Origin of the sequence: Rhizorhabdus histidinilytica, assembly GCF_900167915.1 — a bacterium.
Taxonomy (GTDB): Bacteria; Pseudomonadota; Alphaproteobacteria; order Sphingomonadales; family Sphingomonadaceae; genus Rhizorhabdus; species Rhizorhabdus histidinilytica.
The window spans coordinates 544023-561151 of record NZ_FUYM01000002.1; the positions used below are offsets into that span (position 1 = coordinate 544023).

Here is a 17129-nt window from a genome sequence, read left to right on the forward strand (position 1 = left end):
GCATGGACGGACAGGACGATAGCGGCAAGCCGCCGCCCCGGAAGCGGAAGCGCCGCGGTTCGCTGATCGAGCGGGCCGGGTCGGTCTACGATTTCGAGGCGGTGCTGCGTGCCCGCGTCGTCATGCCGGACGGCGGCGGTCAACCGCCGGTGATCGACATGCCGGCGAGCCCGCCGCAACCGCAGCTGCAGCCATTGCACCAGCCGGTGATGCCGCCGCTGCCCTATCAGGGGCTCGACGCCGGCTCGGATGTCGCCGCGGTCGAGACGCCGCTGACGCCGGCCCGGGCCGATGCGGGGGGTGGGGGGCTGCTGCCGCCCGCCGCGCCGCCGGCTCCTGCTGCCGGCGACGGCGCCGCGCTGCCCGCGCCCGAGATCGTCTATCGCACCGCCAAGGTGAACCGCGCCGACCTGATCGACCAGGGTTTCGTGATGCCCGACGCGGCGATCACCGCGCTCGCCGAGGAGTTCCGCATCGTCAAGCGGACGCTGCTGCTCAACGCGATCGGTCCGACTGCGCTGCCCAACGGGCGCCGGATACTGATCTGCTCGGCGCAGGCGAACGAGGGCAAGACCTTCTGCGCGGTCAACCTGGCGCTGTCGATGGCGAATGAACGCGACATCGAGGTGCTGCTGATCGACGGCGACTTCGCCAAGCCGACCGTGCTTTCGACCCTGGGCATCGAGGGGCCGGTGGGGCTGATGGACGCGCTCGCCGATCCCGACATCGACGTCGAGACGCTGGTGATCAAGACCGACGTCGGCAACCTGTCGGTTCTGCCGTCGGGGAAATATACCAACGAGGCGACCGAGCTGATCGCCGCCGACCGGACCCGCACGATCATCGAGCGGCTGTCGGCCAGGCCCAATCGCATCATCCTGTTCGACAGCCCGCCGGCGCTGGCGGCATCGCCGGCGTCGGTGCTGGCCTATCATGTCGGCCAGGTGCTGCTCGTCGTCCGCGCCGACAAGACAGCGGAGGCCGAGCTGCGCGACGCGGTGCTGCTGCTCGGCGGCTGCGAAGAGATCCAGCTCCTCCTCAACGGCGCGCGCTTCGCGCCGAACGCTCGCCGCTTCGGCAGCTATTACGGATATGAAGCGCCGCGATGAGCGGAACCGCATCGCGCATCCTGCTGGGCCTGCTCGCCGGAGGCGCCGTCTGTGCTCCGGCCCATGCCGACCGGCCCGAGTTCGGCGCCTTCCTCAACCTCGACCAGATCGCCGAATCGCAACTTCACGGGCCCGGAGCGGACGACGTCACCTATACCGAGGTTTCGGGCGTATTGACGGCGCGGATCTCGAACCGGCGCATCGTCGCGTCGGGCACCTACCACCTGTCCTATCGCATCCCCGAGATGGGCGACGTCGACAAGAGCTTCAACCAGGACGGGTTGATGCGGCTGCAGGCCAACGTCATCGACGAGTGGCTGACCCTGGAAACCGGGGCGCTCGTCACCCGCAGCCGCGTCGATGCGAGCGGGGCCGCGCCGCAATTCAATATCGGCAATCCCCAGAATCTGACGCAGACCTATTCTGCCTTCGTCCAGCCGACCCTCATTCACCGGATCGGCGATCTCGGCCTCGGCCTCAGCTATCGCTACGCCTATACACAGAACGAAACGACCGACAACCTTCCCGCCACCGGTCCGATCAACGACCGGTTCGACAGCTCGAAGGCGCAGCAGGTGACGGCCAATATCGGCATGGAGCCGGGCAGCCTGCCGTTCGGATGGAAGATCTCGTCCGAATATCGCCACGAGAACACCACCAACCTCGACGAGCATTTCCGCGCCTTCAACGTCATCGGCGAGGTGCGGGTGCCGCTGGCGGGCGCGCCGGTCGCGCTGGTCGCGAGCGGTGGCTATGAACGGACGCGGACGTCGGAGCGCTCGGCGCTGGTCGATCCGATCACTGGCCTGCCGGTGCGCGGCAAGGGCGGCCGCTTCGTCGTCGATCCGGCAAGTCCGCGCCTGCTGACCTACGAGGTCGAGGGGCTGATCGCCAATGCGGGCGTGATCTGGCGGCCCAGCCGGCGCACCCGGATGGAGGCGCGCGTCGGCCGCCGTTATGGCGACCTGTCGGTCACCGGGCTGATCGAGATGCGGCCAAGCGAGCGTTCGGGGCTGACCCTGATCGTCACCGACCGGGTGGAAAGCTTCGGGCAGGGCGTGTCGAACGGCCTCGCGGGAGCGCCGCCGATGCTCGACGTCAACCAGGTCGATCCGTCCAGCTCCTACCAGCAATGCCTGTTCGGCAAGACCTCGGGAACGGGGCAGTGCATCGCGAGCTCGCTCGGTCAGGCATCGGCGAACAGCTATCGCGAGCGGGCGGCGAACATCATCTTCACCCGGACGATGCGGACTTGGACGTTCAGCGGCGGGCTGGGCTATGCGCGCCGTACCTATATCGACAATCCCAATTCGCTGTTTTCGCTCGACGGCGTCGTCGACCAGAGCTTCTTCAGCAACATCTCGATAGGCCGGCCGCTCAGCCGCACCTCGGGGGTGTCCTTTTCTTTTACGGGCAATTTGTTTAAGAATGGACAGGTCGGAGCGTCTGATGTGATGTCTGGATCGTTCAGCACCAATTACTACCGGAGCTTCGGACGCGGTATCCAGATGCAGGCGAGCGTCGCGGTAGATGGGTCGAAGCAGGATGGGATGACGGCCGATGTATCGGGACGCGCGCGGCTTGGCTTGCAATATCGGTTCTGAGATGCTGCACCGCTGCGTATCCGGGCGGGAGGGTCGATTTGGACCATGATCCCTACGGCCTGACCGACCGGCCGTTCCAGCTCACCCCCGATCCGCGCTTTTATTTCGAGAGCGCGACCCACCGCAAGGCAATGACCTATCTGGGCTATGGGCTTGCCCAGGGCGAGGGGTTCATCGTCGTTACCGGCGAGGTCGGCACCGGCAAGACCATGCTGGTCGGCCGCCTGATGGCGACGATCGACCGGTCGCGGCTGACCGCGATCAACCTGGTCTCGACCCAGCTCGAGGGCGAGGACATCCTGCGGATCGTCGCGCTCGCGCTCGGCGTCGCCACCGACGTCGCCGCCAAAGGGCAGCTGCTCGCCCGGATCGAGCGTTTCCTCCACGAACAGGCGCGTAGCGGCAAACGTACCCTGCTGATCGTCGACGAGGCGCAGAACCTGCCGATCTCGGCGCTCGAAGAGCTGCGCATGCTGTCCAACTTCCAATATGGCGGACAGGCGCTTCTCCAGATCTTCCTGCTCGGCCAGCCCGAGTTCCGCGAGGCGCTGGCCCAACCGCGCTTCGAACAGCTTCGCCAGCGCGTGATCGCCACCCACCATCTGACCGCGATGGGCGGGGACGAAGTGGCGCCCTACATCATGCACCGGCTCGCCTGCGCCGGCTGGAAGGGCACGCCGCGCTTCACCCAGGATGCCTATGAGGCGTTCCACCGGCTGTCGGGCGGCATTCCGCGACGGCTGAACATGCTCGCCGGCCGGGTGATGCTGCAAGGCGCGATCGAGCGGCTGACCGACATCGACGGCGAAGTGGTCGAGGACGTCGCCGCCGATCTGGCGAGCGAGAGCATCATGCCCGCCGACGGCCCCCAGCCGCAGGCGCGGGCGATGCCGCCTGCACCCGAGCCGCAGACCTACGCCTATCGCCCGCCGGCAGCGCCCGAGCCGGTCACGGAACCGGCGCCGCAATGGACCCCCGGCCCTGCCGCCGCACCGGCGCAGCAGCAGCCGGCCTATGCCGCGCCGACCCGCGCGCCCGGCTTGCCGTCCTATACGAGCTATGCCCCGGACGACGAGGATGAGCCGGCCGCGCCCGCCGTCCAGCCCGACCCGTTCGCCGGCCTGGCCAGCCATATCCCCCCGCCGGCGATCGAGCAGCCGCCGCGCTATGACGGCTATGTCCCGCCTGAGGCGGTCGTGCCGTCGCCGCCTCCGATCGCATCGCCGCGGCCTCCGCTGTACACGGCGGAAGCGGAGCAGGCTCCTGCGCCTCCGCCGGTGTGGGCTCCGGCTCCGCAGCCGGCCGTAGCGCCGCCGCCGGAAGCCTTCGCGCCGCCCCGGTCCGTCTATCAGCCGCCCGTCGCGGAGCCGCCGGCCGCTTCGCCGCAGCCTGTCCCGGCGGCCGATCCGGCGGTGGCGGACTATGCCGCGCGCAATGCCGAGCTGGAGGCGCGTCTGGCCGAGCAGGAGGCGATGCTGCGGCGGACATTGTCGTTGCTGGTCGAGTTGGTCGAGACGGACCCGCAATTGCCGAAGGACCCCCAAGGCAGCGGCAATGGCGGCAACCAGGACGCGGCCTGATCCCCGCATGGTCATCAACGGCCTGTCGGTCGATATCGAGGACTGGTTCCAGGTCGGCGCCTTCGAACGCACCATCGGGCGCGAGGACTGGGATGCACTGACGCCGCGGGTCGAACGCAACAGCGATGCGGTGATCGACCTGTTCGGCCGGACGGGCGCCAAAGCCACCTTCTTCACGCTCGGCTGGATCGCCGAACGCCATCCCGCGCTGATCCGCCGGATCGTCGATGCGGGACACGAGCTGGCGAGCCACGGCTGGGATCATGTCCGCGTCTTCACCATGACGCCTGCCCAGTTCCGCGAGGACCTGCGCCGCACCCGTGCGGTGCTGGAGGACCTGTCCGGGCAGAAAGTGACCGGCTATCGCGCGCCGAGCTTCTCGATCGACAAGCGCACCCCCTGGGCGCACGAGATCCTCGCCGAGGAGGGCTATGCCTATTCGTCGAGCGTCGCGCCCGTCGTCCATGATCATTATGGCTGGCCCGAGGCGCCGCGCTTCGCCTTCCGGCCGGTGGCGGGCAGCGCGCTGGTCGAGTTGCCGGTGACGACCGCCCGACTGGGCAGCCGCATCGTGGCCGCCGGCGGAGGCGGCTTCTTCCGCCTGTTCCCCTACGCCTTCTCGCGCTGGGCGATCCGCCAGGTCAACGGCGAGCGGCAGCCCGCCATCTTCTATTTCCACCCGTGGGAGATCGACCCGGGCCAGCCGAGGGTCGCCGATGCCCCGCTCCGGTCGAAGCTGCGCCATTATGCGCGGCTCGGCGCGATGGAGGGCAAGCTCGAACGGGTGATCCGCGACTTCCGCTGGGACCGGATCGACCATGTGGTCGCCGCCGAAGCGGCCACGGGCGGCTGAGCCGTGGCGGGGGTATGCAGCGTCGATCTGGCTGACCCGTCGACCCGGGCCGCGATCGACGCCTATGTCGAACGGCACCCGCAAGGTAGCGCCTTCCACCGTGCCGCCTGGAGCCGCGCGGTCGAGCAGGGCTGCGGACAGCCCGCCCATTATCTGGTTGCCGAGGCGGGTGGGGCGATTGCCGGGCTGCTGCCGCTGACCGCGGTGCATTCGTCGCTGTTCGGTCGCGCGCTGGTGTCGGCCGGTTTCGCGGTGGGTGGCGGCCCGATCGCCGACGATGCCTCGACCGTCGACCGGCTCGCCGAGGCGGGCTGGGCGCTGGCCGGCCGGCTGAGCTGCCCGTCGCTCGAGCTTCGCGGCGGGGCGGTGCCGTCGGGTCCGGGCTGGCACGTCGAGCAAGGGACCTATGCCGGCTTCGCCCGGCCGCTTGCGGCCGACGACGAGGCGGAATTGCTGGCGATCCCGCGCAAGCAGCGCGCGGAGGTGCGCAAGGCGCAGGGCTTCGACCTGGCGGTGACCACCGGCCGGGACGAGGCGAATCGCGCCGCCCATTATGCGATCTATGCCGAAAGCGTCCGCAACCTCGGCACGCCGGTCTTTCCCCGGGGTCTGTTCGACGCGGTGCTCGACGGCTTCGGCGACGATGCCGACATCCTGACCGTCAGCCGCGACGGCGCCCCGCTGGCAAGCGTGCTGAGCCTGTACCACAAGGACGTCGTCATGCCCTATTGGGGCGGCGGCACGCGCGCGGCGCGGGCCTGGCGGGCCAACGACATGATGTATTATGCGCTGATGCTGCACGCGCGGCGGCGCGGCTGCGCGGCGTTCGATTTCGGCCGCTCGAAATCCGGCACCGGCGCCTTCGCCTTCAAGAAGAATTGGGGTTTCGAGCCGGAGCCGCTCGCCTATGCCGCGCGGACGGCCGACGGCCAGCAGCCGCGCGAGATCAACCCGCTCAGCCCGCGATACCGGCTGCAGGTCGCGCTGTGGCAGCGGCTGCCGCTCGCGGTCGCCAACCGGATCGGGCCCTGGATCGCGAAGGGGCTCGGCTGATGGGCGAGCTGATGTTCCTGGCGCATCGCATCCCCTTCCCGCCGGACCGGGGCGATCGCATCCGCAGCTTCCACATGCTCCGCCATCTCGCGCAGAGCCGACCGGTCCACCTGCTCGGCTTCGTCGACAATGCCGAGGACCGCAAGGCGGCCAAGGAATTGCTGCCGATGCTCGCCTCGCTGCATATCGAGGTGCGCGACAAGTCGCGGCTGCGCGCTGGCGTCGAGGCGCTGATGCTCGGCGAGCCGGTGTCGGTCGCGGCGTTCGGGTCGCGGCGGATCATGCGCATGGTCGACCAGCTTCTCGCCGAGCGGCCGATCGAGACGATCCTCGCTTATTCGGGGCAGATGGCGCAGTTCGTGCCCGACGATCGCGAGGGGCGCCGCTTCATCATGGATTTCGTCGACGTCGATTCGGAGAAGTTCGCGGCCTATGGCGCCGAGGAGGGCGGGCTGATGGGCTGGATCCATCGGCGCGAGGGACGGCTGCTGGCGGCCTATGAGGACAGCATCGGCCGCTGGGCCGACGTCAACCTGTTCGTCAGCGAGGCGGAGGCGGCGCTGTTCCGGCGGCGGGCGGGGCTGTCGAGCAGCCATGTCCGCGCGCTCGACAACGGCATCGACACCGCCTTCTTCGACCCCGCCGGCTTCCCGCGCATCGACGGGGCGGAGCCGATGCTCGTCTTCACCGGGCAGATGGACTATCGCCCCAATGTCGAGGCGGTCGACTATTTCGCGCGGCGGACCTTCCCGGCGATCCGCGCCAAGCATCCCTCGACCCTGTTCGCGATCGTTGGCCGCGATCCGGCCCCGGCGGTGCGGGCACTGGCGGGCCTGCGCAACGTGATCGTCACCGGATCGGTGCCCGACGTGCGGCCGTGGCTGGCGGCGGCGGCGGTCGTCGTTGCGCCGCTCGACATCGCGCGCGGCGTCCAGAACAAGGTGCTGGAGGCGATGGCGATGGCGCGGCCGGTGGTCGCCTCGCCGGCCGCCTTCGAGGGGATCGACGCGGTTCCCGACAAGCATCTGTGCGTCGCCCAGGGCTATGACATGGCCAACGCCGTCCTCCATCTGCTCACCCATCCGGCGGAGGGCGAGGCGATGGGCCGGGCGGCGCGCGCGCATGTCGTCGCCCGCTACGACTGGGAGACCCAGCTCCGCACCCTCGACACGCTGATCGGACAGCCCTGAATCATGTGCGGGATCGCTGGCCTCTATCATCTGCAGACCGCCAAGCCGGTCGAGAAAGCCCGTGTCCGGGCGATGACCGAGATGATCGCGCATCGCGGGCCCGACGGGTCGGGGGTGTGGACCGCGCCGGGCGTCGGTCTCGGCCACCGCCGCCTGTCGATCATCGACCTGGCGGGCGGTACCCAGCCGATGGCGAGCGCCGACGGCCAGGCGATGCTCAGCTATAATGGCGAGGTCTATAATTATCGCGCGGTGCGTGCCGAGCTGGAGGCGCTCGGCCGCGCCTTCCGCACCAGCAGCGACAGCGAGGTGATCGTCGAGGCGTGGCGCCAATGGGGCCCTGATTGCCTGTCGCGGCTCAACGGCATGTTCGCCTTCGCGATCCATGATCGCGAGCGCGGCTGCCTGTTCCTCGCGCGCGACCGGCTCGGCGTGAAGCCGCTCTTCTATGCCGAGCTGTCTGACGGCAGCGTCGCCTTCGGGTCGGAGCTCAAGGCGCTGCTCGCCCATCCGCTGCTGCGCCGCAGCCCCGATTTCAGCGCTGTCGACGACTATCTGGGGCTCGGCTACGTCCCCGACGACAGCAGCATCGTCGCGGGCGTGAACAAGCTGCCCGCCGGCCATTATCTCCTGCTCCGGCGCGGCGCGCCGCTGCCCCGGCCGGTGCAGTGGTGGGACGTCAGCTTTGCCGACCGCGCCCGCGGCGGCCGCGCGGCGCTGGAGGAGGAGCTGGTCGGCCTCATGCGCGCCGCCGTCACCGACCGGATGGTGTCGGACGTGCCGCTCGGCGCCTTCCTGTCGGGCGGGGTCGACAGCTCGGCGGTGGTCGCGTTGATGGCGGAGGCGAGCCGGCAGGCGGTCAAGACCTGCTCGATCGGTTTCGACCATCCCGATTTCGACGAGACCCGCTACGCCGCCGCGATCGCGGAGCGGTTTGCCACCGACCATCGATCCCGCGTCGTATCGGCCGACGACCATGGCCTGGTCGACACGCTGGTCGCGGCGTTCGACGAGCCCTTCGCCGACGCCTCCGCGCTGCCGACCTACCGGGTCGCCGAGCTGGCGCGCGAGACGGTGACGGTCGCGCTCTCGGGCGACGGCGCCGACGAGGCCTTCGCCGGTTATCGGCGGCTCACCTTCTTCCAGGCCGAGGAGCGCGTACGCGGGCTGCTCCCCCTCGGTTTCCGGCGCAATCTGTTCGGAACGCTCGGCCGGCTCTACCCCAAGCTCGACCGGGCGCCGCAGATGCTGCGCGCCAAGAGCACGCTGGAGGGGCTCGGCCGGTCGAGCGAGGAGGCCTATGCGCTCGCGGTCGGCGTCACCGGCCCGGCGCTGCGGCGGCGGCTCTACACCGATCGCGCGGTCCGCGATCTTCAGGGCCATCGCGCCGAGGACCGCTATATTGCCGCGATGCGCGCCGCCCCGGCGCGCGACGCGCTCGACCGCGCCCAATATGCCGATCTCAAGATCTGGCTGCCCGGCGACATCCTCACCAAGGTCGACCGCACCAGCATGGCGGTCGGCCTCGAAGCGCGCGAGCCGCTGCTCGACTATCGGCTGGTCGAGTTCGCGGCGCGGCTGCCGGTGCGGATGCGGGTGCGCGGCACGACCGGCAAGTGGCTGCTCAAGCAGGCGATGCGCCGCTACCTGCCCGACGACATATTGTTCCGCCGCAAGATGGGCTTCGTCACCCCGATCAGCGCCTGGTTCCGGGGCCCGCTGGCCGACGAGGCGCGCCGGATCGCCAAGGCCTCCTCGCTGGTCGAGACCGGCTGGTTCGATCCGGCCGCGCTCGACGGCATCGTCGCCGAGCACCAGGCCGGCCGCTTCGACCATGGCCGCCTGCTGTGGCAGCTCATGATGCTCGACCGCTCGCTGGGGCGGCTGTTCGGCGCGGGGCGATAGGCGGGCGCCTACCGGACCTTGATCAGCTCCACCTCGAACAGCATCCAGCTATCGGGCGGGACGGGGCCCTTGCCCTTCGCGCCATAGCCGGCCTGGGGCGGGATGATCAGGGTGCGGATGCCGCCTTCCTTCATGCCGATGATGCCCGCGTCCCAGCCCTCGATCACGTCGCCGGCGCCGAGCGTGAAGGTCAGCGGCTCGCCGCCGCGCGAGGAGTCGAAATTCCTGCCGCGCTCCTCCTCGGGCTGGAGCCACAGCCAGCCGGTGTAATGGACGGTAACGGTCCGGCCCGTCCGCGCCTCGGCGCCGCTGCCGACCTCATAATCCTCGACCTGGGTGCCGTCGGGCAGGGTGATCGCCTGGGCATGGACGACGGCGCTCGCCATCAGGGCGAGCAGCGCGAGCAGCGGCTTGGGGAGCGTCATTGGGCGGCTTCTCCCGTTTCCGCCGGATAGACGGCTTCCATGAAATAGAGCCCGTCGGGCGGTGCGTTGAGGCCGAGGCGAGCGCGGTCCGCGGCCGCCAGCGCGTCGGCCAGTTCGGCGGCGGTCCAGCGGCCCCGGCCGACCAGCGCGAGGCAGCCCACCATTGAGCGGACCTGGTGGTGGAGGAAGGAGCGCGCCGCCGCCTCGATCTCGATCAGCTCGCCCGAACGGTGCACGTCGAGCCGGTCGAGCGTCTTGACCGGACTTTCGGCCTGGCAATGCGCCGAGCGGAAGGTGGTGAAGTCGTGCCGCCCGACGAGGTGCTGCGCCGCCGCGTGCATCGCCCGGTCGTCGAGCTCGGCCGCGACCTGCCAGGCGAGGCCGGCGTCGAGGGTCAACGGCGCGCGGCGGTTGACGATGCGATAGATGTAGCGCCGGCCGATGCACGAGAAGCGGGCATGCCAGTCGTCCGCGACCGGATCGCAGCCGAGGATCGCGACGGGCGCGGGGCGCAACCGCGCGTTGAGCGCCTCCTTGAGCCGGAACGGCGTGATCGGCTTGGCGACGTCGGCATGCGCGGTCATCGCCCGGCCGTGGACTCCGGCATCGGTGCGCCCGGCGGCGTGGATCACCGCCTGCTCGCCGGTGACGGCGGTGATCGCCTCCTCGATCGCCTGCTGGACGCTGGGGCCATGCGCCTGCCGCTGCCAGCCCATGAAGGGGCGCCCGTCGAACTCGACGGTCAGGCGGAAACGGGTCATGTCCGCGACGGGCCGGCCAGATGGGTGCCCGCCGGGATGGCGAAGCCGCGCAGCAGCTCTCCGGCGCTCATCGCCGCCTTGCCGGCGCGCTGGACGCGGGTCGGCCGGATCGCGCCGCTGATGCATTCGATCGTCAGCGCGTCGTCGATCACTTCGCCGGGGGCCGCCAGGCTATGCCGATCGATCACCTCGCAGGCGAGGACGCGGATGCGCTCTCCCTGATGCTCGAACCAGGCGCCCGGCGCCGGGTTGAAGGCGCGAACCTGACGTTCGATCTGACCGGCGGCCTCGGCAAAGTCGATCCGGGATTCGGCCTTGTCGATCTTGGCGGCATAGGTGACGCCTTCGTCAGGCTGGACGACCGGGGGATGCGCGCCGAGGTCGGCGAGCACCTCCACCATCAGCGCGGCGCCGCTCCGCGCCAGCTCGTCGGTCAGCTCGCCCGCCGTCTTGCCGTCGACCGGGGTCTCGACCGTCGCCAGCATCGGGCCGGTGTCGAGCCCGCGCTCCATCTGCATGATCGTCACGCCGGTCGTGCTATCGCCGGCCAGGATCGCGCGTTGGACCGGCGCCGCCCCGCGCCAGCGCGGCAGCAGCGAGCCATGGACGTTGAGGCAGCCATGGCGCGGCGCGTCGAGGACAGGCTGCGGCAGGATCAGCCCATAGGCGGCGACCACCGCGACATCGAGGTCGAGCGCGGCGAAGTCCGCCTGCGCGTCCGCGTCGCGCAGCGTGATCGGGTGGCGGATCGGGATGCCCAGTTCCTCGGCCCTGCGCTGGACGGGGGAGGGCATCAGCGCCTTGCCCCGGCCGGCGGGGCGGGGCGGCTGGCAATAGACGGCGGCCAGCTCGTGGCCGGCGTCGACCAGCGCGTCGAGCGTCGGTACGGCGAAATCGGGGGTTCCCATGAAGGCGATGCGCATGTCCCCTCTGAAACGCTTGCCATCCGATGATGCAAGCCCATATCGATGGGCGATGTCGTCTCCCGAGATCGAAACGCTGACCCAGGCGCTCGCGAAGCTGCCCGGCCTCGGCCCGCGCTCGGCGCGCCGGGCGGTCCTGCACCTGCTCAAGAAGCGTGAGGCGGCGCTCGGCCCGCTGCTGCGCGCGCTGGAGGCGGTCAACGACAAGCTCACCAGCTGCCATCTCTGCGGCAATGTCGATACCAGCGATCCATGCGGCATCTGCGCCGATCCCCGGCGCGACGCGCGCATGCTGTGCGTGGTCGAGGAGGTCGCCGATCTCTGGGCGCTCGATCGATCGCGGCTGTTCCCGGGCCGCTTCCATGTCCTCGGCGGGCGGCTTTCCGCGCTCGAAGGCATCCGCCCCGAGGACCTGTCGATCGACCTGCTGATCGGCCGGATCGCGGCCGGCGGGATCGACGAGGTGGTGCTGGCGATGAACGCCACCCTCGAAGGGCAGACCACCGCCCATTATATCGCCGACCGGCTGGAGAGCTTCCCCGTCCGCCTGACCCAGCTCGCCCATGGCCTGCCGGTGGGCGGCGAGCTCGACTATCTCGACGAGGGAACCCTGGCGCAGGCGCTGCGCGCCCGCCGTCCGGTGAGTTGAGCCGGATGCTGTTCTGCTGCGGTTAAGATTGACCGGTCCATCCTTGGTCAGCCCGACTCCAGCTCGGACCCAAGAAAAAGGGAAGGAGCTATACAGATGAGACCTATATTCACCCGCCTGGTCGCGGCACTCGTCGTCACCGGCACGGTCGCGGCGGCGGCGCCCGCCGAGGCGCGTGATCGCTGGGGCCACCGCTACGAGCATCGCTGGGACGGCGACCGTCACTGGCGGGGTGACCGCTGGCGCGGCGACGGCTGGCGGGGCGACCGCTATTGGCGCGGCGATCGCTGGCGCGGTCGTGGCTACGGCTATTATGCCCCGCGCCGCTATTATTATGAGCCGCGCTATTACGGCTATGGCTACGGCTATCCGCGCGGACGCTATTATTATCGCGACCGTGGCGGCGATGCGCTGATCGGCGCGATCGCGGGCATCGCGATCGGCGCGGCGATCGCCAGCGCCGACTGACCGGTCCGGCTCCTCCCGCGCAGCGGGAGGGGCCACCGGCGTCGCCTTGACGATTCGGCCCGAAATACCTAGCTCGTCGTCATGGCCATCCGTCCGATCCTCGAAGCGCCCGATCCGCGCCTGCGCACCAAGTCCACTCCCGTGGAGGCGGTCGACGATGATCTGCGCGCGCTGGTCGCCGACATGTTCGAAACCATGTACGATGCGCCGGGCATCGGCCTGGCCGCGATCCAGGTCGGCGTGCCGAAGCGCGTGCTGGTGATCGACCTGCAGGAGGAAGAGGACGCCGAGGGCAAGCCGATCCGCCATCCGCGCGTTTTCATCAATCCCGAGCTGTTCGATCCGTCGGAGGAGCAGTCGGTCTACAACGAAGGCTGCCTGTCGGTCCCCGATCAATATGCCGAGGTCGAGCGCCCGGCGGTGATCCATGCGCGCTGGCTGGACGAGCAGGGCGAGAAGCATGAGGAGCGGCTCGAAGGCCTGCTCGCCACCTGCCTCCAGCATGAGATGGACCATCTCGAAGGCATCCTCTTCATCGACCATCTGTCGCGGCTGAAGCGCGAGATGGTGATGAAGAAGCTCGAAAAGGCCCGCCGCGCCCGCAAGGCGGCCTGATTTCTTCCCATTTCGTCATTCCAGCGAAAGCTGGAATCTCTCTGCCTTGTCTCGATTGTGGAGAAAGAAAGGGAGATCCCGGCGTTCGCCGGGATAAGGAGGATATCGGCCTGAGGCCTCACGCCTCCGCCCAGCGCCGCAGCAGGTTGTGATAGACGCCGGTCAGCTTGATGATCGCCGGATCGTCCTGCCCGCGATCGCCGGCGACTGCCTGGATCGCGGTGTCGAGGTCGAACAGGGTGCGGCGGGCGCCATCGTCGCGGACCATGCTCTGGATCCAGAAGAAGGAGCACAGCCGCTCGCCGCGCGTCACCGGGGTGACGTGGTGCAGGCTCGACGCCGGATAGAGGATCATGTCGCCCGCGCCGAGCTTGACCTTGTGGGTGCCGAGCGTGTCCTCGACCACCAGCTCGCCGCCGTCATAGCTGCCGGGATCGTTGAGGAAGAGCGTCGCCGACAGGTCGGAACGGATGCGGAAGTCGGTGCCGCGCTTCATCCGGATCGCGTTGTCGACATGGGTGTCGAACCGCTCGCCGCCCGAATAGAGGTTGAACAGCGGTGGGAACACCCTGAGCGGCAGCGCCGCCGCGATGAACAGCGGCGTTGCGCCGAGCGCGTCGAGGATGACGCCGCCGGCCTCGCGCGCCGCGGCGCTGTCCTCGGGCAATTGCCGGTTCTTCTTGGCAAGCGCGGACTGATGGCCCGAGGTGGCGTTGCCATCGACCCATTCCGCCTCGGTCACGAGGGCGCGGACATGATCCAGCATGCGGCCCGTCAGGACGCCGGGTATCGCGATCATCATCGGCGGATCAGCCGTTCAGGGTGAAGGGCATGGTGTAGAGGCCGCGTACCTCGACCGGCTGGCCGTCGCGGATCACCGGCTGCCAGCGCCAGCCGCGGATCGCCTGAAGCGCGGCCTGGTCGAGACGGGCGAAGCCGCTGCTCTGCGCGATCGAAATCTCGGCGACCCGGCCGTCGGTGCCGATCAGCAGCCGGACGACGACCGTGCCCTGTTCATGCTTGCGGCGAGATTCCATCGGATAGCGCGGCGGCTTGCCTTCGAGCAGCCGCTCGTCGAGATTGCCGACCATCACCGGCCCCGCCGGCGGTGGCGCCGCGACCGCGACCGGCTTGGGCGGCGGGGGCGCGGAGGTGACGGCGATCGGCGGAGGTGGCGGGGCGATCGTCTGAACGATCGGCGCCGGCGTCACGACCACCGGCTGGACCTTCTCGACCACCACGGGCTCGGGCTTCGGCTTCTCGGCCGGCGGCGCGGGCGGTTCGGCGATCAGGTCGACGACCAGCGGCTTCTTCTTCTCTGCGATGTGGATGACGTCGAAGGTGACCAGCGCATAGAAGGCGACGAGGTGGAGCGCGACGATCGCGGCGATCATGGGCCAGTTGGGCGCGCGATCGGCGCCATAGGCCGAACGCTCGACCGTCACCGGAGGCGGGGCCTTCGCTTGCGAATCGGGCAGGTCGGCGAAGAAGAGCGCACGGCCCTCCGCTCCCGCATCCCTGTCCAGCGTCGCGTGCATCGTCAACGATCGACTCCCTGTCTGCGGCTTCGCTACCGCAGTTCTTAGTGCAAATCAATCGCAATAGCGTTTGATCGCGGTCAACAACCGCGCATTGCGGAGCGTGACGAAACGCCCCGCCATCCCTATGTGTTGGTGATGCGTCGCCCCAAAGCAGCCGGTCTTCCGACCCGCGAACAGATCATCGATTTCATCACCACGTCGGAGGTGCCCGCCGGCAAGCGCGAGATCGCGCGCGCCTTCGGGTTGCAGGGCAATGAGAAGATCGCGCTCAAGGCGTTGCTCAAGGACATGGCCGACGAAGGGCTGATCGACAGCGCCCGAGGCCGCGCCTTCCACAGGATGGGCGGCATCCCCAAGGTAACGGTGCTGCGGATCACCGACGTGACCGACGAGGGCGTGCCGCTGGCGGTGCCCGAGACCTGGCACGGCGAGAGCGGCCCGCCGCCGCAGCTCCGCGTCCGCGAGATGCGCGCGCGCAAGGGCAGCGCGCTCGGCGTCGGCGACCGCATCCTGGCGCGGACCGAGGAAGCCGGCAACGGCTGGATCGCGCATCCGATGAAGAAGCTGGCGCGTGGCGAGGCGCTGATGCTCGGCATCCTCCACCGCGACGGCGACCGGCTGTGGCTGCGCCCGGTCGACAAGCGCGAGAAGCGCGACACGCTGGTGTCCGACGCGGGCGACGCCGATGCCGGTGACCTTGTCCTCGCGGAGAAGGCGGGCCGGCCGCCGCGCATCACCGCACGGGTGACCGAGCGGCTGGGCGATCCCTTCGCGCCGCGATCGTTCAGCCTCGTTGCGATCCACAAGCACGGCATCCCCGATGTTTTTCCCGAGACCGTGATCGAGGAGGCTGGCCTCGTCACCCGGCTCGACCTGGGGGAGGGGCGCGAGGATCTGCGCGACCTGCCGATCGTCGCGATCGATCCGGCCGACGCGCGCGACCATGACGATGCGATCTGGGCGGCGCCCGACGACGATCCTGCCAACCCGGGCGGCTTCCGGGCGATCGTCGCGATCGCCGACGTCTCCTTCTACGTCCGTCCCGGATCGGCACTCGACCGCGAGGCGAAGAAGCGCGGCAACAGCGTCTATTTCCCCGATCGGGTCGTGCCGATGCTGCCCGAGGCGCTGTCGGCTGACATGTGCTCGCTCAAGCATGGCGAGGACCGCGCGGCGATGGTCTGCCACCTGACGGTGAAGGCGAACGGGACGCTGGCGAACTGGCGCTTCGCCCGCGCGGTCGTGCGTATCGCGGCGAACATCGCCTATGAGGATGCGCAGGCGGCGATCGACGGCGCGCCGGTCGCCGGGACATGGGACAAGGCTCTGGTCGATAGTGCGCTCAGGCCGCTCTGGGCCTGCTGGAAGGTGCTGGCCAAGGCACGCGATGCGCGCGAGCCGCTCGATCTCGACTTGCCCGAGCGTCGCGTGGTGCTCGACGAGAAGGGCCGTATCCTGTCGGTCGCGCCGCGTGAGCGGCTCGACGCGCACCGGCTGGTCGAGGACTATATGATCGCGGCCAATGTCGCGGCTGCCAAGGCGCTGGAGGCGAAGAAGGCGCCGGTCATGTACCGCGACCACGAGCCGCCGAGCCGCGAGAAGCTGGTCGCGCTCAAGGACTATCTCGCCACATTCGACATGGAGTTCGCGCTGGGGCAGGTGGTGCGCCCGGCGACCTTCAATCATATCCTGAGCCGGGTCACCGACGATGCGATCCGGCCGCAGATCATGGAACAGGTGCTGCGCAGCCAGACCCAGGCCTATTATGCGCCGCGCAACGCCGGCCATTTCGGTCTGGCGCTGGGCAGCTACGCGCATTTCACCAGCCCCATCCGCCGCTATGCCGACCTGCTCGTCCACCGCTCGCTGGTCGGCGCCTATGGGCTGGAGACCGGCAGGCCCCGGCTGGAGGGGCCGGGCCGGTCGGGCGACATCGTGCCCAGGACCGCACTGACGCAGGAGGAGGCCGAACGGATGACCCCGATCGGCGAGCTGATCAGCCAGGCCGAGCGGCGCGCGATGGAGGCCGAGCGCGAGACGATCGACCGCTACGTCGCCGCCTATCTGTCGACCAGGGTCGGCGAGCTGCTCGACACCCGGATCACCGGGGTCCAGCCCTTCGGCTTCTTCGCGACGGTCGAGGGACTGGGGGGCGACGGGTTGGTGCCGGTGTCGACGCTCGGCGCCGAGCGCTTCCACTATGACGAAGGCGCGCAGGCGCTGGAGGGCGAGGAGAGCGGCGATCGCTACACGCCGGGGATGAAGCTCAGGCTGCGGCTGGTCGAGGCCAATCCGATCAACGGCTCGCTGCGCTTCGAGCTGGAGGAGGGCGCCAGCCACCTGCCGATGCGCGGCCCGCGCGGCACCCGCGGGCCCAAGCGGCCGATGATGGGCCGCCGCGGCCGGCCAGCCAATATTCGCCACAAGGGCGGCCGGCGGCGCTAACTCATCCC

16 protein-coding genes are annotated in these 17129 nt (G+C 69.6%); 11 read left to right on the plus strand and 5 right to left on the minus strand.

The window, feature by feature from the left end; genetic code table 11:
* The first annotated feature begins 2 nt into the window (after positions 1-2).
* From B5X82_RS06260 to B5X82_RS06290, 7 genes are read left to right on the plus strand one after another with little or no spacing between them, the layout of a single operon-like run.
* On the plus strand, positions 3-1109 hold the full coding sequence (locus tag B5X82_RS06260; RefSeq protein WP_079647241.1) for an AAA family ATPase: 1107 nt from the start codon (positions 3-5) through the stop codon (positions 1107-1109).
* Positions 1106-2713 (plus strand): hypothetical protein, encoded by a 1608-nt coding sequence (locus B5X82_RS06265; protein WP_079647242.1) that lies wholly within the window; start codon positions 1106-1108, stop codon positions 2711-2713. Before B5X82_RS06260 ends, B5X82_RS06265 begins: the two co-directional genes overlap by 4 nt.
* A 38-nt stretch (positions 2714-2751) precedes the next feature.
* Positions 2752-4293 carry an XrtA/PEP-CTERM system-associated ATPase gene (locus B5X82_RS27325; RefSeq protein WP_139385032.1) on the plus strand — a complete coding sequence of 514 codons (1542 nt, stop codon included), beginning with the start codon at positions 2752-2754 and terminating at the stop codon, positions 4291-4293.
* 7 nt (positions 4294-4300) lie between these two features.
* The gene (locus tag B5X82_RS06275) at positions 4301-5146 is read left to right on the plus strand and encodes an XrtA system polysaccharide deacetylase (RefSeq protein ID WP_176152489.1); all 846 of its coding nucleotides are present in this window, start codon (positions 4301-4303) and stop codon (positions 5144-5146) included.
* A gap of 3 nt (positions 5147-5149) precedes the next feature.
* Positions 5150-6199 (plus strand): FemAB family XrtA/PEP-CTERM system-associated protein, encoded by a 1050-nt coding sequence (locus B5X82_RS06280; protein WP_079647244.1) that lies wholly within the window; start codon positions 5150-5152, stop codon positions 6197-6199.
* Entirely contained in the window at positions 6199-7389 is a 1191-nt protein-coding gene (locus tag B5X82_RS06285; protein ID WP_079647245.1) for a TIGR03087 family PEP-CTERM/XrtA system glycosyltransferase, read from the plus strand. The genes B5X82_RS06280 and B5X82_RS06285 overlap by 1 nt, the downstream gene beginning before the upstream one ends.
* A 3-nt stretch (positions 7390-7392) precedes the next feature.
* Complete coding sequence (locus tag B5X82_RS06290) at positions 7393-9294, plus strand: XrtA/PEP-CTERM system amidotransferase (RefSeq protein ID WP_079647246.1); 1902 nt, start codon at positions 7393-7395, stop codon at positions 9292-9294.
* A gap of 8 nt (positions 9295-9302) precedes the next feature.
* Here B5X82_RS06290 and B5X82_RS06295 read toward each other — a convergent pair whose 3' ends face one another.
* Genes B5X82_RS06295 through fmt form a run of 3 tightly spaced genes read right to left on the minus strand, consistent with a single transcriptional unit; the run spans position 9303 to position 11403 of the window.
* Positions 9303-9719, minus strand: a complete 417-nt coding sequence (locus B5X82_RS06295) for an FKBP-type peptidyl-prolyl cis-trans isomerase (protein ID WP_079647247.1) — start codon at positions 9717-9719, stop codon at positions 9303-9305.
* On the minus strand, positions 9716-10480 hold the full coding sequence (truA, locus tag B5X82_RS06300) for a tRNA pseudouridine(38-40) synthase TruA (RefSeq protein ID WP_079647248.1): 765 nt from the start codon (positions 10478-10480) through the stop codon (positions 9716-9718). Before truA ends, B5X82_RS06295 begins: the two co-directional genes overlap by 4 nt.
* Positions 10477-11403 carry a methionyl-tRNA formyltransferase gene (fmt, locus tag B5X82_RS06305; protein ID WP_079647249.1) on the minus strand — a complete coding sequence of 309 codons (927 nt, stop codon included), beginning with the start codon at positions 11401-11403 and terminating at the stop codon, positions 10477-10479. Before fmt ends, truA begins: the two co-directional genes overlap by 4 nt.
* 52 nt (positions 11404-11455) lie before the next feature.
* Here fmt and recR point away from each other — a divergent pair, with 52 nt between their 5' ends.
* The 3 genes from recR to def all read left to right on the plus strand — a co-directional run bounded on the left by recR (position 11456) and on the right by def (position 13135).
* Positions 11456-12052: a recombination mediator RecR gene (gene recR, locus B5X82_RS06310; RefSeq protein ID WP_079647250.1), complete on the plus strand. Its 597-nt coding sequence runs from the start codon at positions 11456-11458 to the stop codon at positions 12050-12052.
* Between the two features lie 96 nt (positions 12053-12148).
* Complete coding sequence (locus B5X82_RS06315; protein WP_079647251.1) at positions 12149-12520, plus strand: hypothetical protein; 372 nt, start codon at positions 12149-12151, stop codon at positions 12518-12520.
* Between the two features lie 81 nt (positions 12521-12601).
* Positions 12602-13135: a peptide deformylase gene (gene def / locus B5X82_RS06320; RefSeq protein WP_079647252.1), complete on the plus strand. Its 534-nt coding sequence runs from the start codon at positions 12602-12604 to the stop codon at positions 13133-13135.
* Positions 13136-13253: 118 nt separating this feature from the next.
* Here def and B5X82_RS06325 read toward each other — a convergent pair whose 3' ends face one another.
* Positions 13254-13937: a Fe2+-dependent dioxygenase gene (locus tag B5X82_RS06325; RefSeq protein WP_079647253.1), complete on the minus strand. Its 684-nt coding sequence runs from the start codon at positions 13935-13937 to the stop codon at positions 13254-13256.
* A gap of 7 nt (positions 13938-13944) precedes the next feature.
* A complete protein-coding gene (locus tag B5X82_RS06330; protein WP_079647254.1) occupies positions 13945-14673 on the minus strand; it encodes an energy transducer TonB in 729 nt (242 codons plus the stop codon).
* A 138-nt stretch (positions 14674-14811) separates the two neighbouring features.
* Between B5X82_RS06330 and B5X82_RS06335 the strand changes: the two genes are divergently transcribed.
* The gene (locus B5X82_RS06335; RefSeq protein ID WP_079647255.1) at positions 14812-17121 is read left to right on the plus strand and encodes a ribonuclease R family protein; all 2310 of its coding nucleotides are present in this window, start codon (positions 14812-14814) and stop codon (positions 17119-17121) included.
* The last annotated feature ends 8 nt before the right edge of the window (positions 17122-17129 follow it).